Origin of the sequence: Streptomyces sp. NPDC047079, assembly GCF_040643755.1 — a bacterium.
Taxonomy (GTDB): Bacteria; Actinomycetota; Actinomycetes; order Streptomycetales; family Streptomycetaceae; genus Streptomyces.
The window spans coordinates 42,903-56,515 of record NZ_JBEYUZ010000027.1; the positions used below are offsets into that span (position 1 = coordinate 42,903).

The 13,613-nt window shown below is 69.6% G+C and carries 12 protein-coding genes, 1 rRNA gene and 3 pseudogenes; 4 read left to right on the plus strand and 12 right to left on the minus strand.

Annotation, left to right across the window (positions count from 1 at the left end):
* Positions 1–424: 424 nt before the first annotated feature.
* Together ABZ823_RS26305 and ABZ823_RS26310 are read left to right on the plus strand one after the other, a co-directional pair.
* The gene (locus ABZ823_RS26305; RefSeq protein WP_361665201.1) at positions 425–1,198 is read left to right on the plus strand and encodes an ECF subfamily RNA polymerase sigma factor, BldN family; all 774 of its coding nucleotides are present in this window, start codon (positions 425–427) and stop codon (positions 1,196–1,198) included.
* A 415-nt stretch (positions 1,199–1,613) separates the two neighbouring features.
* Entirely contained in the window at positions 1,614–2,831 is a 1,218-nt protein-coding gene (locus tag ABZ823_RS26310; protein ID WP_361665204.1) for a DUF5667 domain-containing protein, read from the plus strand.
* 76 nt (positions 2,832–2,907) lie between these two features.
* On the opposite strand, the gene ABZ823_RS26315 is transcribed toward ABZ823_RS26310, so the two are convergent.
* The 7 genes from ABZ823_RS26315 to ABZ823_RS26345 form a co-directional block, all read right to left on the minus strand.
* The gene (locus ABZ823_RS26315) at positions 2,908–3,954 is read right to left on the minus strand and encodes a lysophospholipid acyltransferase family protein (RefSeq protein ID WP_361665206.1); all 1,047 of its coding nucleotides are present in this window, start codon (positions 3,952–3,954) and stop codon (positions 2,908–2,910) included.
* Between the two features lie 14 nt (positions 3,955–3,968).
* A complete protein-coding gene (locus ABZ823_RS26320; protein ID WP_361665209.1) occupies positions 3,969–5,030 on the minus strand; it encodes an NAD-dependent epimerase/dehydratase family protein in 1,062 nt (353 codons plus the stop codon).
* A 290-nt stretch (positions 5,031–5,320) separates the two neighbouring features.
* Complete coding sequence (locus tag ABZ823_RS26325; RefSeq protein WP_003948845.1) at positions 5,321–5,419, minus strand: AURKAIP1/COX24 domain-containing protein; 99 nt, start codon at positions 5,417–5,419, stop codon at positions 5,321–5,323.
* A 142-nt stretch (positions 5,420–5,561) separates the two neighbouring features.
* Positions 5,562–5,774 carry a helix-turn-helix domain-containing protein gene (locus ABZ823_RS26330; protein ID WP_004984898.1) on the minus strand — a complete coding sequence of 71 codons (213 nt, stop codon included), beginning with the start codon at positions 5,772–5,774 and terminating at the stop codon, positions 5,562–5,564.
* Positions 5,775–5,903: 129 nt separating this feature from the next.
* On the minus strand, positions 5,904–6,719 hold the full coding sequence (locus ABZ823_RS26335) for a phosphatase (RefSeq protein WP_361665240.1): 816 nt from the start codon (positions 6,717–6,719) through the stop codon (positions 5,904–5,906).
* A 130-nt stretch (positions 6,720–6,849) separates the two neighbouring features.
* Positions 6,850–7,665: an alpha/beta hydrolase gene (locus tag ABZ823_RS26340; RefSeq protein WP_361665213.1), complete on the minus strand. Its 816-nt coding sequence runs from the start codon at positions 7,663–7,665 to the stop codon at positions 6,850–6,852.
* A 150-nt stretch (positions 7,666–7,815) separates the two neighbouring features.
* Entirely contained in the window at positions 7,816–8,481 is a 666-nt protein-coding gene (locus ABZ823_RS26345; RefSeq protein WP_361665216.1) for a DUF4097 family beta strand repeat-containing protein, read from the minus strand.
* Between the two features lie 236 nt (positions 8,482–8,717).
* Between ABZ823_RS26345 and ABZ823_RS26350 the strand changes: the two are divergent.
* Positions 8,718–8,924 (plus strand): annotated as a pseudogene (locus ABZ823_RS26350) (helix-turn-helix domain-containing protein); the annotation flags it as partial.
* Positions 8,925–9,059: 135 nt separating this feature from the next.
* Positions 9,060–9,473: pseudogene (locus ABZ823_RS26355) on the plus strand (MarR family transcriptional regulator); the annotation flags it as partial.
* A gap of 115 nt (positions 9,474–9,588) precedes the next feature.
* Here the strand turns inward: ABZ823_RS26355 and ABZ823_RS26360 are convergent.
* The 5 genes and pseudogenes from ABZ823_RS26360 to rrf all read right to left on the minus strand — a co-directional run.
* Complete coding sequence (locus ABZ823_RS26360) at positions 9,589–10,761, minus strand: acetoin utilization protein AcuC (RefSeq protein ID WP_361665219.1); 1,173 nt, start codon at positions 10,759–10,761, stop codon at positions 9,589–9,591.
* On the minus strand, positions 10,712–11,923 hold the full coding sequence (locus ABZ823_RS26365) for an MFS transporter (protein ID WP_361665221.1): 1,212 nt from the start codon (positions 11,921–11,923) through the stop codon (positions 10,712–10,714). Before ABZ823_RS26365 ends, ABZ823_RS26360 begins: the two co-directional genes overlap by 50 nt.
* Positions 11,924–11,989: 66 nt before the next feature.
* Positions 11,990–12,708: pseudogene (locus ABZ823_RS26370) on the minus strand (VC0807 family protein).
* A gap of 92 nt (positions 12,709–12,800) precedes the next feature.
* The gene (locus ABZ823_RS26375) at positions 12,801–13,457 is read right to left on the minus strand and encodes an HAD family hydrolase (RefSeq protein WP_361665224.1); all 657 of its coding nucleotides are present in this window, start codon (positions 13,455–13,457) and stop codon (positions 12,801–12,803) included.
* A gap of 61 nt (positions 13,458–13,518) precedes the next feature.
* A 5S ribosomal RNA gene (gene rrf, locus ABZ823_RS26380) occupies positions 13,519–13,613 on the minus strand; the annotation flags it as partial.

The window sequence follows — 13,613 nt, forward strand, 5'->3', positions numbered from 1 at the left end:
ACCACGGCCACCACCGGGCCACCGAACGGGGGCGCCGTCACGCTCTGTGACGCCCATCCGCAGGCCCGGCGGTCCGGCCTCGGCCGCAGGCGCGCCCGGACCGGTCCGGCGCCGGAGGACACCCGCATTCGCCGTGTTCTACCCCACACCCCTCCCCACCACTCCCCCCTTGCACACCCGGGCACAACACGCCCCGCACTCAGCCGAAGACGAACTCATTCGCTCAACAAACGGTCGCTATGCGGCACTTGAGTGAACGTCAATCGGTTACAGAAGCGACGTAATCGATGATTTGAGCAACTGGGTGTAGCGCTGCCTGTACTAAGCGTTATTCTCCTCAGACGCAAACCGGTACCCCTCCGTCGCTACGACGGGTGAACGGTCCCGTACTGCACGTGATGGAAGCTCTGCCTCTGGGAGTCCCGTGTACCCACACGTCGGGGTTGACGCCTCGGGCCTGGCTACGCTGCGCGCGACGGTCCATGACCTGTTGCGCGGCTTCGTCCCCACCGCGTACGCCGTCCCCGCCTTCGCCACCGCCGCCCCCGTCGGCCCGTGCTACGCACTGGCCGACGGCAGCGCCGCGGTCGGCGGCAGACGGGGCCGTTCCGGCCCGGCAGCCCCCGCACGCCGTCCGGCTGCGGACAGTGACAGCGCCCGCATGATGGACCTCGTGGAGCGCGCCCAGGCCGGCGAGGCCGAGGCCTTCGGGCGCCTGTACGACCAGTACAGCGACACCGTGTATCGCTACATCTACTACCGGGTGGGAGGCAAGGCGACCGCCGAGGACCTCACCAGCGAGACCTTTCTGCGCGCGCTGCGGCGGATCGGCACCTTCACCTGGCAGGGGCGCGACTTCGGCGCCTGGCTTGTCACGATCGCCCGCAACCTCGTCGCCGACCACTTCAAATCGAGTCGGTTCCGGCTCGAGGTCACCACCGGCGAGATGCTCGACGCCAACGAGGTCGAGCGCTCCCCCGAGGACTCCGTCCTCGAGTCCCTCTCCAACGCCGCCCTGCTCGACGCCGTACGACGGCTCAACCCCCAGCAGCAGGAGTGTGTGACGCTCCGCTTCCTCCAGGGGCTCTCCGTGGCCGAGACCGCCCGCGTGATGGGCAAGAACGAGGGTGCGATCAAGACCCTCCAGTACCGGGCCGTGCGCACCCTCGCCCGGCTCCTGCCCGAAGACGCCCGCTGACCGCGGACCACAGACCCAAAGACCCCACAGACCCGCCGGGCCGCCCCTCCGCCCCCACCGACTCGCCCCCACCGGCCCGTCCCCCCACCGACTGGCCCCGACTCGCCCCCACCGACTCGTCGCTCCGCCGGGCCATCTCCCCACCTCCACCGAGCCGCATCGCGACCGCGTCCGCCACACCCGCCGGACACGCACGGCTACGGTCAACTCACGTTCCGCGCAGGCTCGTTGCGTCCGCGGTCCGATCATCCGTCGTCCGTAACCCAAGTGCCGAGCCGCTCGTTGTGCGGGATACAGGCTCCCTGTGGTCACCCCTGACCGTCTCCGATCACCCGATCGTGTGCATGCGGCCCGGGTGTGCAACCCTCAGGACCCCCTGGGGAGTCGACCGTGATGACGAGAGGAGGTGCCGCCAGTGATCGCGAACGTATCGGCGCACCGGCGGGCGAACGCCTTCGCCCAGGCCCTGGAGGAGCAGTCCGACGACCGGGGTACGGCGGCCGGGCAGCCCGACGGATCGGCCCCGGCTGCCGCGGAACAGATCGAGCACGCCCGCCTGTTGGCCCTCGCGACCGGCCTCGGCGAGCTGCCCAGGCCGGCACTGGACCCCGAGGTCAAGGTCGTCCAGCGCGCGCGGCTCGTAGCCGCGATGGAGGCCATGCTTCAGGAGGGCGCGGGAGGCGAGGCCGCGGACCGTTCCGTGCCCGAGCAGCGTGGACACCGGGCCCGGGGCGCCCACCGGGCACGCCCGCTGGCGAAGCTGCGTCCGCGTACGCGGCTCACCAAGGGCCTCGCCGCGGGCGGACTCGGCGTGGGCGTGGCCGCGGCCTCCTTCGGAGGAGTGGCCGCCGCCAGTTCCGACGCCCTGCCCGGTGATTCCCTCTACGGCCTCAAACGCGGCATCGAGGACGTCAGACTCGGCATGGCCGACGGGGAGAACGAGCGCGGGCAGCTCTACCTCGACCAGGCCTCCACCCGGCTGAACGAGGCCCGCCGGCTGATGGAGCGCGGCCGCGTCGGCCACCTCGACCACGAATCCCTCGGCGAGATCCGCCGCACCCTGTCCGGCGTCCAGCACGACGCGTCCGAGGGCCACCGCCTGCTGCACGAGGCATACGAGAGGAACGGCTCCCTCGCCCCCATCCAGGCCCTGTCCGCCTTCTCGGAGTCCCACCGCGCGACCTGGGGCACCCTGCGCGACCGGCTTCCGGTGCAGCTCGGCGACGTCAGCCAGCAGGTCTCGTCGGTGTTCGACGCCATAGACCAAGAGGTCGCCCCCCTCCAGTCGCTGCTGCCGCAGCCCCCGTCCCAGGGCGGCTCCGGCAAGCGCCAGGACCCCGACTCGACTCCCACCGGCTCCACCGGAACGGGCGGCGCGGCACCCAGCACCCCCGGCGGCTCCGCGAGCGGAAGCCGCCCCGGCAGCGGCACACCCGAACCGTCCGCCTCCCAGAGCGGCGACGGCGGCCTGATCGGCGGCAGCACAGGCGGCCTGCTGGACCCGCCGAAGGACTCCGCCAGCAGTTCACCGTCCTCGAGCAAGAGCCCTTCGACGGAACCGAACGTGACACTGCCACCGCTGCTCCCCGGGCTGCTGCCGGGACTCGGCATCGACAGCGGAGAGAACAGATAGGGCGCCCAAGGCCCGTACGGCGACGGGGGCGCCCCCACAAGGAGGGCGCCCCCGTCGCCGTACGGGACACGAGGCGTCAGAAGAACACCGACCTGCGCTGCACCAGCAGCTTGTACAGCGTGTGCTGGATCTGCTCCCTGACCTGATCCGTCAGGTTGAACATCAGCATCGGGTCCTCGGCGGCCTCCGGCGGATGGCCCTCCGTCGGGATCGGCTCACCGAACTGGATCGTCCACTTCGTCGGCAGCGGAACCGCGCCCAGCGGCCCCAGCCAGGGGAACGTCGGGGTGATCGGGAAATACGGGAACCCCAGCAGCCGGGCCAGGGTCTTCGCGTTGCCGATCATCGGGTAGATCTCCTCGGCCCCGACGATCGAGCAGGGGATGATCGGCACCCCCTGACGCAGAGCCGTGGAGACGAAACCGCCACGGCCGAAGCGCTGGAGCTTGTAGCGCTCGCTGAAGGGCTTGCCGATGCCCTTGAAGCCCTCCGGCATGACCCCCACCAGCTCGCCCTGCGCGAGAAGCCGTTCGGCGTCCTCCGCGCAGGCGAGGGTGTGACCGAGCTTGCGCGCCAGTTCGTTGACCACCGGAAGCACGAACACCAGGTCCGCCGCCAGGAGCCGCAGATGGCGGCTCGCCGGGTGATTGTCGTGCACGGCGACCTGCATCATCAGGCCGTCCAGCGGCAGCGTGCCGGAGTGGTTGGCGACGAGCAGCGCCCCGCCCTTCGACGGAATGTTCTCGATGCCCTTGACGTCGACCCGGAAGTACTTCTCGTACACCGGCCGCAGCAGCGACATCAGGACCTGGTCGGTGAGCTCCTCGTCGTAGCCGAAGTCGTCGATCTCGTAATCGCCCGTCAGCCGACGACGCAGAAAGGCCAGGCCCCCGGCCACACGTCGCTCCAGGCCGCCTTCCTCGCGCCTGTCCGGCGGCTCTTCCTCGCCCGTCACAGCAACATCATCCTGCGGGACCTGACTGCCGGGCAGGGGCTGCACCTCCCGGACCGCCGCGGGCTCGCCCTTGCGCCGGCTTCCAGCGCTCCGGCGCCGCTGCGGCCGCTGCACGGCAGCCCCGCGGGACCGGTCGTCGTCGAACGGAATGACCTTGGCGTCCGCCATCGTTGATGCGCTCCTCAGTTGGCGCTCTGCGTCGAGGGGTGGCCACCGCCCAGTGCGGGCAGTGCGGCGATCCGGTCCACGGCCCCCGCGAGGGCCTCCGGCGGCACCAGGCCGGGCCCGCGGCTGCGCGCGAAGTCCGCGAACGTCTCGGCGGTCGTGTACCTCGGCTCATATCCCAGTGTCTCGCGCATCTGGTCCGTCGCCACCACTCGGCCATGGGTGAGCAGCCGGATCTGTTCGGGCGAGAAGTCCGTCATGCCCAGAGTGCGCATCGCGGAGCCGACCCAGGTGACCGCGGGCAGCAGCAGGGGCACGGTGGGCCGGCCCAGGCGCCGCGCGCACTGTGACAGCAGCAGGACCCCGTCTCCGGCCACATTGAACGTGCCGCTGTTGAGCGTGCCGCGCTGCGGCTCGTGCGAGCCGATCCGCAGCACCTCGATCACATCGTCCTCGTGCACGAACTGCAACCGCGGGTCGTAGCCGAGGACGGTGGGCAGCACCGGCAGCGAGAAGTAGGAGGCGAGGGGCGAATCGGCGCTCGGACCGAGGATGTTGGCGAAGCGCAGCACGCAGACCGCCACATCGGGACGACGCCGCGCGAAGCCCCGTACATACCCCTCCACCTCGACGGTGTCCTTGGCGAAGCCCCCGCTCGGCAGGGACTTGGGCGGGGTCGTCTCGGTGAAGACGGCCGGGTCGCGGGGCGCCGACCCGTACACGTTCGTGCTGGACTTCACCACGAGCCGTTTGACCGTCGCGGACTTCTGGCAGGCACCGAGCAGCTGCATGGTGCCGATGACGTTGGTCTCCTTGACCGTGGTCCGGCTGCCGCTGCCGAGCGGAGTACCGGTCACGTCCATGTGGACGACCGTGTCGACGGAGTGCTCGGCCAGCACCCGGGCGATGGTGGGCTGACGGATGTCGGCCCGCACGAAGTCGGCGCCGCCCAGATGGTGCTCGGGCGGGACCACGTCCACCGCGACCACCCGATCGACCTCCGGGTCACGCTGGATCCGTCGTACGAACCGGCCGCCGAGCCGGCGGGCCACTCCGGTCACGAGCACGACCTTGCCCAAGATCAGCGCCTCTCTTCCCGTCCCGTCCGATCACGGACGGAAGCTCTGTCCCCAGCCTGCCGCGTTCCCCGTGTGCGGCCAACTTAGCCGGTCGACGTTGCGCTGTGATGACCGCCCGATGCACGAAGTGACGACACCCCCGTACGTACGACCAGACCCAGCCATTCGGCCGCACAGACGTACGCACAGTCCTGACCTGTCCGGAAAAAGACAAGGGCCCCCCACCGGTGGTGGGGGGCCGGACGCGCATTCGCGCACAGAGGCAAGGGCGCCCCTCGCGGGGCCGCGCCTTACTTCTTGTTGCGACGCTGAACGCGAGTGCGCTTGAGCAGCTTGCGGTGCTTCTTCTTCGCCATCCGCTTGCGCCGCTTCTTGATAACAGAGCCCACGACTACCCTCGCTCACTTCTCATCACTCGGTGCTGGGCGCCATGGGCCCATACGACCTACGAGGGGCTAGCCTACCCGCCCGAGCGCTGAGGTCGTAATCGAGGTGACCCGGCGGGCCCCAACGGGCCCCGCCGGGACGCCGTCAGGCCGTCTCCACCCCCACATAGCTCTCGCGGAGGTACTCGTGAACCGCTTGCTCCGGCACCCGGAAGGACCTCCCCACCCGGATCGCCGGCAGATGACCGCTGTGCACCAGCCGGTACACGGTCATCTTCGACACGCGCATCACCGAGGCGACTTCCGCCACGGTCAGGAACTGAACCTCGTTCAGAGGCCTCTCGCCAGCTGCAGCCATGACACACCTGAACCTTCCGCACTCGACGGCCACCGGCTTCCCCTTCCGGTGACTCTTCGTCGTTGCGTGCTCACTCCCCAGACTAGGTGCGGGTGATGCAAGTGGGGAAGAGGGGATGCCATCCGCGGCCTACTGTGACAGACACGCTCGATTGAGTACATAGCGAGTAAGCGGCCGGTAGTAATCGGACCGCACAGCGTCATCAAGGGGAACGACGACGGACACCTGCCCCTCCGCCTCGCCGACGAAGAGTGCGGGATCGTCCGTGTCTGCCAGCCCGATCGCCTCGAACCCCAGCTGACCTGCTCCGCAGACCCAGCCGTGATCTCCGATCACCAGGTCGGGCAGCGGTCCGCCGGCCTCCGCCGCGGCGGCCAGCACGGTACGAACCGGCAGCGGCGAGTGCGTGTGTGCGCCGGGCTCACAACCGGCTCGTCCGTGATCCGGTTTCCGCATGAGGGCGACTCCTTGTACGTAATCAAGGTTGTACGTACGTAGGCCCAACCGGGTCGTTATGTCGACACAGCGACCCTGCGCCGGTGTGAGAACGACACATCCCGCCGCCGACAACGCATGGGCGAGGGCGGCGTAGAAGCCGATCAGCCGGTGCGGGTGGCCGGTGCCGAACAAAACCGCCTCCCCGCGTCGGGCGGCCCTACCGACCCGCTCCGCGAAGGCGTCGAGGGCCCGCAGTGTGCGATTCGGGTCAATCACGTCATGGCCGGAGGTGTGGCGAGGATCGGCCGAGACCCCGCACTTGTCCGCCATCAACTCGATCAAATCTCGCTGACCCCAAGTCCACTCCGGATCAAGTCCGATCAATACGCGGGGGTCACGCGCGGCGAAAAGCCGATAGCTGCGCAGGCTCTCCTCACGCGACGTGGCCACGGGTCCGGCGAGCCGGGCGGCCAGCAGATGCGCACGCAGCGCTCCGGTGCTCAACACGCGGCCATGCTGGCCCAAGTACCTGCCCCGCATGACCGGAATGCGGGAAATACCCCACAGTCGGCCTAGTCCGGCCTTGAGGAACATGCCGGCACGGATTCCGGTACGTGTGGGGTGCCGCCGGCCGTCTTCAGCGCCCCCCGCGGTCGAGGGCGGCGAGGTCGCGTACGCCCTCGGCTACGGCCCGGAAGTCCTTCTTGAGGATCGCACCGTGGTTGCTGGCGACCTTCGCGCTGATCTGGATGTTCGGGTTGCGGGCGGTCACCGCGTCGAGGCTGGCGCGTATCCGTTCCTGCTCGTCACCGCGGCTCCCGAAGGACGTCCCCGAAGCGATCACATACCGCACCGGGACGGTGATGTCGTCCAGCACGGGGCCCAGTTCGCGTTCGCGGGAGAGCCTGCCGAGCTCGATGTTGCTGTTCGCCTGCTGTTCGGCGGTCATCCGCGGGGTCAGGCCCGTCGGGCGCAGCAGCGGCATGAACCAGCCCAACCGCCGAAACAGCTTCCGGATCCGCTGCTCCATGGCCTCGTCCAGCCAGTCGTGCGGGAACGCGCCGTCGACCAGGACCGCGCCCAGGGCGCGCTCCGGATTCCGGGCGGCCCAGTGCGCCGCGACGACCGCTCCGTAGGACCAGCCCACCAGCAGCGCCCGGTCCACACCCCTGGCCGCGAGAACGGCATCGACGTCCCGGACGGCTGCCTCGAAGGAATAGTCCGCGGAACGCTTCGATCTGCCGCGAGCCCGCTCGTCGTAGGTGATGTGCCGCCACCCCGCCCCCAGTTCGGCGATGACCCGCCGCCAGTACCCCTGAGTGGCGAACTGGCCATTGAGATAGACCACAGGGATACCGGGACCGCCGGTGTCGGTCACGGCCAGGGCCGTATCGTCGACCGGCACCATGCCGGTCCACTTCGAACTGGTCGAGGAAATGCCGTTCTCAGTCATGTGTTCCCCTTGGTTGCGTCAGGCGTCTCGTACGACTTCTCCCGGCCCTGCGCGTGGATCTCAGGCCTTCGGGACGGACGGCCGGGCCGTCGGCGATCGACGGGATCTCGATCGCGGTGGGCCCGGCCGGACAGTCCTGGTTCTGCTCTTTCAGAGGCTGCGGGCGGTGATGTCGCCGTGGGAGGTGGTGGCGCGGATGTCGAGTTCGGCGGTGCCATCGTTCTTGAGGGCGTTGCTGACGCGGCCGTAGCCGGTGCCGGCGTCCAGGGCGGCCGAGACGCCGGCGGCGGCGGCGACCGAGATGTCGCCGGACTGGGTGCGGAGTACGACCGTGCCGCGCACGGCCTCGGCGATCCGGATGTCACCCCTTGCGGTGCTGATCTCCGCGGGGCCGCCCAGCCGGCCGACCTCGACGTCACCGTCGATCGCGGTGAGGCGGACGCTGGCGGCCTCGTCGATCTTGATCTGGCGGTACCCGCCTTCGAAGGCGAGGTCGCCGAGGCGTCCGACGCCGCGGAGCTCGGCGCCTGCGGCCTTCCCCTCGATGCGGGAGCCGGCGGGCAGCTGGACGGTGACCTCCAGGGATCCGGAGGGACCGGAGAGCTGGTTGCCGGGGGTCGAGGCCGTGATCCGCAGGACGCCGTCGGCGTAGGCGACGGTGGTCTGCTCAGCGGTCTTGGTGTCGCGGCTCTTGGAGGGATCGGCGGGCAGGACCTCGACGGTGGTGTCGGCGCGGTCTGCGGCGATGAACTGGACACGTCCGGCGGGGATGTCCAGGACGGCGGAGATCGGGGCGTGGGTGTCGAACTTCTGCATCGTGCTCTCCCGTGCTGGTCCGTTGTTTCTGACATCGGAAACGCTACGTTGCTTTCCATGGTGCGACAACGGTTATGTTGCACAGCATTGATGTTATCGCAGGTGAGAGCCGAAAAACTGTTGCAACGGTTGTGGCACTAACGCAACGGCGACTACTCAGACCATTGCAATGGCTGGAAAGTGAACGCTATGGTGGGGCTCAGGAACCACCACGAAGGATCACCAAGGAGATCGCGATGCCGGGAGGCAGGCTCACCCAGCAGGAACGCCAGCAGATCGCGCTGGGGCTGACCGACAGCCTCCCCTACGCCGAGATCGCCCGACGCCTCGGCCGTCCGACCTCGACGATCACGCGTGAGGTGATGCGCAACGGGGGCCCCACCGCCTACCGCGCCGACCTGGCCCACCGCGCCACCGAACGCCGCGCCCACCGGCGCAGGCCCGCCTCCTCCCGAGGGGCGGAGTCAGTCCCCCAGCCGCACGGACGCGACGCCGAGGCCGTGGCCGAGTACGAGGAGACACTCACCACCGTCCTCATGGCTTCGGGCCTGCCCAAGATGACGGCCCGGGTGCTGACCTGCCTGTTCACCACCGACGCGGGCAGCCTCACCGCGTCCCAACTCGCCCAGCGCCTCCAGGTCAGCCCGGCGTCCATCTCCAAAGCGATCGCCTTTTTGGAGAGCCAGAGCCTCGTCCGCCGCGAACGCGACGACCGCCGCCGCGACCGCTACGTCGTCGACGACGAACTCTTCTACCAGGCGACGATCGCCGGCGCCCGATCCAACGACCGACTCGTCGAAACCGCACGCCAAGGCGTCGCCATCCTCGGCCCCCACACCCCCGCCGCCACGCGCCTGGAGAACATCGCCCGCTTCCTCGACTTCATCAGCGAAAGCATCACCCGCGCCGCCGAACAGGCCCGCGAAGTCCTCCACACCAGACCCCAAACAACCTCGACCGACGCCGCCGAACCGAGTCCCGACCACGGATAGACAACCGTCTCGGCCGTCACAGCCGTTCGTTCCGATGTCCCTCACGTCATGCGACCCTGCCCACCCCGTGGCACGCCCCGCTGCGGGGTCCGGAACCTCACCGCGCGACGGCCCACTACGGCAGCAGACCGCGCAGCGGGAACACCGCCTTGCGTGTGGCGAGCACCGCCTGGTCCACCCGGTCCGCCGGGTCGTACCCCGACTCCCAGTCCGCGTACCCCACCGGCCACCGGCCGTCCGTCATCCGGCCCGGCGCCAACTGCCGCGTACGGGCGAAGACCTCCTGCCGCCAGCTCTCCGGGATCACGGTCTCCGGCTCGATCGGCCGCCCCGCCGCGACCGCGACCAGATGCGTCCACGAGCGCGGTACGACCTCCACGACCGCGTACCCGCCCCCGCCCAGCGCGACCCAGCGCCCCTCGGCGTACTCATGAGCCAGATCGTGGCAGGCCATCTGCACCGCCCGCTGCGCGTCCAGCGACACGGCGAGGTGCGCGAGCGGGTCCTCGAAGTGGGTGTCGGCGCCGTGCTGGGTGACCAGCACCTGCGGCCGGAAGTCGGCGATCAGCTCCGGAACGACGGCATGGAAGGCCCGCACCCATCCCGTGTCACCCGTCCCGGCCGGCAGCGCGACGTTCACCGCGCTGCCCTCGGCGCCCGCGGCACCCGTCTCCCGCGGCCAGCCGGTCTGCGGGAAGAGGGTCCGCGGATGCTCGTGCAGCGACACCGTGAGGACCCGGGGGTCCTCCCAGAACGCGGCCTGCACCCCGTCCCCGTGGTGCACGTCGACATCCACGTACGCGATCCGCTCGGCGCCCAGCTCCAGCAGGCGGGCGATGGCGAGAGCGGCGTCGTTGTAGATGCAGAACCCGGAGGCCGCGCCCGGCATCGCGTGATGCAGGCCCCCGGCGAAGTTCACGGCATGCAGGGCGTCCCCGCGCCACACGGCCTCGGCAGCACCGACCGACTGCCCGGCGATCAGGGCGGACACCTCGTGCATCCCGGCGAAGGCGGGGTCGTCCACGGTCCCCAGCCCGTACGCCCCGTCGGCCGACCGCGGATCCGCGGACGCGGCCTTCACCGCCTGAAGGTAGTCCTCCCGGTGCACCAGTCTGAGCGTCGAGTCGCCGGCGGGCTTGGCCCCGACCACCTCGATGTCCTTTCCGAGCCCGAAGGCGTCGACCAGTTTCCTGGTCAGCGCGAGCCGGACCGGATCCATCGGATGGTCCGGGCCGAAGTCATAGCCCGTTACTGCCTCGTCCCACATCAGCTGTGCGCGGCCGCTCATGACCGCCACCGTATCGGTCCGCCGCGGGCGCGAACGAGCGGGCGTACACCAGCGTCACCAGGACCAACACCATCGGGACCAGCATGGCGCCGCGGTAGCTCCAGGCGTCTCCGAGCGCCCCCACCAGAGGCGAGCCGATGAGAAAACCCACGTAGTTGAAGATGTTGAGGCGCGCGACCGCCGCGTCCGAGGCCCCGGGGAACAGCCGCCCGGCAGCCGCGAACGTCTGCGGTACGAGCACGCACAGCCCGAGGCCCAGCAGAGTGAACCCGAGCATCCCCGCCCAGGCCCCGGGCGCCCCCGCCACCACCGCGAACCCGAGCACCGCCAGCAGCGTGCCGAGCCGTACGACGGCCACGGCCCCGAACCGCCGCACCCCGAAGTCCCCGATCGACCGCCCGAGCAGCGTGGTGACCATGTAGACGTTGTACGGCACGGTCGCCAGCTGCTCCGAGCTGCCGAGGGTGTCCTGAAGATACTTGGCGCTCCAGTTGGAGACGGTCGAGTCCCCGATGTACGCGAAGGTCATCACCAGACACAGCGGCAGCAGCATCCGGAAGACGACGGCGCCACCCCCGTCCCGCTCCTTCTGCGCGGCCGGCCCGTCGCCATCGACATACCACCGGCTCCCCAGCAGGGTGGCCGGCAACAGCACCGCGACAACGGGCAGATACGACACCCACAGCGCGAGATGCCAGTGCGCACCCACCCAGGCCAGCGAGGCGCCGACGATCCCGCCGAGGCTGTACGCGGCATGGAAACCGAGCATGATGCTGCGCCCGTAGACCCGCTGAAGACTCACCCCCAGCATGTTCATCGACGCGTCGAGCGCCCCCACCGCCAGCCCGAACGCGGCCAGCGCGACCGCCAGCCCGGCCATCCGGTCCCCGGACCCGACGCCGAGGAGGGCCAGCAGCACCACGGGCTGTGACCAGCGCAGCAGCCGACTGGGCCGGACCCGCTTGACGAGCTGCTCGGTGGTCACGCTGCCGACACCCGCGAGGACCGGAACCGCGGCGAGGAACACGGGCAGCAGCGCGTCGGAGACCCCGTACCTGTCCTGGATGGCCGGAATCCGCGTCACCAGCAGTGCGAACGCGGCGCCTTGAGCGAAGAAGCCGAACGCCAAGGAGGCCCTACCGCGCCGCAGCACATCCGTCATGGCGGCGAGCGTAGGGCCCCTGGATACCGGTGGATAGATCCGGCCGAAGATGATTTCTTTTCAGCTTTACCGGGCGAGGAGGGCCGCGGGAGCGGCCCTTAGGGCCTCGCCCGCTTCGGTCTCGACGGCGAGTGTCCGTGCGCGGGCCTTCACCTCGGCGGCGAGCATCCGCGCCATGGGACCGGCGGCGAGGGCACCGCTGACGAGAAAGCCGAGGGTCATCGCGACGGCCAGGATGACGCTACCGAGCCAGACCATCGTGTCCACCGGCAGCGTGTACGCGCCCACGACCCGCACCACGCACTCACCGAGCAGGACCACGCCCCACACCACGGAGAAGACGCGCTCGGCCCGCCGGAAGGCAGGGGACCCGAGCAGCAGCCGTCCCCAGGCTGCCTCCTTCTCCTCGTCGCCCTTGACGAGCCAGGGCTTCATACCGGCCGTCATCATCGGCTTCCCGAGCGCCACGGAGACCAGGATCCCGATCCCGATGGCGCTGCTGACCCCGCTGTCCTTGGCGAGCATCAGCCGCGGGTCGCCGGCGACGAAGCTGAGCAGCAGACCGACGACGTTCACGAACAGGATGAGGGCGGCGAAGGCGTTGACGGTCCGCTCGCGGACCGCACGGCAGGCACGACACTGCTGAGCCCGAGCGCCATGAGGGTGCTCGTCCCGAACCCGTCCTTGAACAGGTAGTAGGACCCGACCGGCACCGCCACGTCCATGATCAGCGGCACGAAGGTGTTCTTCTTGCTCCGGAGCTGGGCAACCGTGTTCGTCGTCATGCCCTCAGGTTCGCGGAAGGCAGGGGTTCGCCAGTAGGAACGATCGTCCGGAACTCGGCATGACAGATGTCAGTACCGGCACGGTGGCCCGGTCATGAGCGGGGTCGTAGCAGCAGGTCGGGCAACTCGCCCATGCCGGAGAAGAGTCGGGTGGCACCTATGAGCCGGGCGGCGGGCGTCATCGCGGTGAACCCGTAGACATCCATCCCCGCGGCCACCGCGGCCCGCACACCGAGGGGACTGTCCTCGACGACCACGCACCGCTCGGGGGCGAACCCCATCCGCTCGGCCGCGTGCAGAAAGAGGTCAGGTGCCGGCTTCCCTCGCCCCACGTCCTGCGAGCTGAAGATCCGGGCGTCGTCGAACCATCGGTCGAGCCCGGTCGTACGGTGCCCCACCCGGATCCGCTCATGGCTTCCGGACGACGCCACGCAGTACGGAACCCCGTCGGCGCACAGCTTCTCCAGGACGTCCACGACTCCGGTCACGGGCTTCAACTCCCGTTCGAACTCGGCGAAGACACGGGCGTGAAAGACATCGTCGAAGTCGTCCGGCAGCCGCTGCCCCGTCCGCTCACGAACGAGATCGTGCACACGGTGCATCGCCGACCCCATGTAGTCCCGGATGGAGTCCTCGTACGTCGTCGGGTGACCCAGCTCGGTGAGATAGGCGGCCAGGAGCCGGTTCGAGATGGGCTCGCTGTCGACGAGTACGCCGTCGTTGTCGAAGATCACGAGATCGTGGGGCATGACCCGACCCTAAACGCAGAAAGCCCCCGTGCCGAATGGCACGGGGGCTTTCTCAACTTTTGTTCGGCGGTGTCCTACTCTCCCACAGGGTCCCCCCTGCAGTACCATCGGCGCTGTAAGGCTTAGCTTCCGGGTTCGGAATGTAACCGGGCGTTT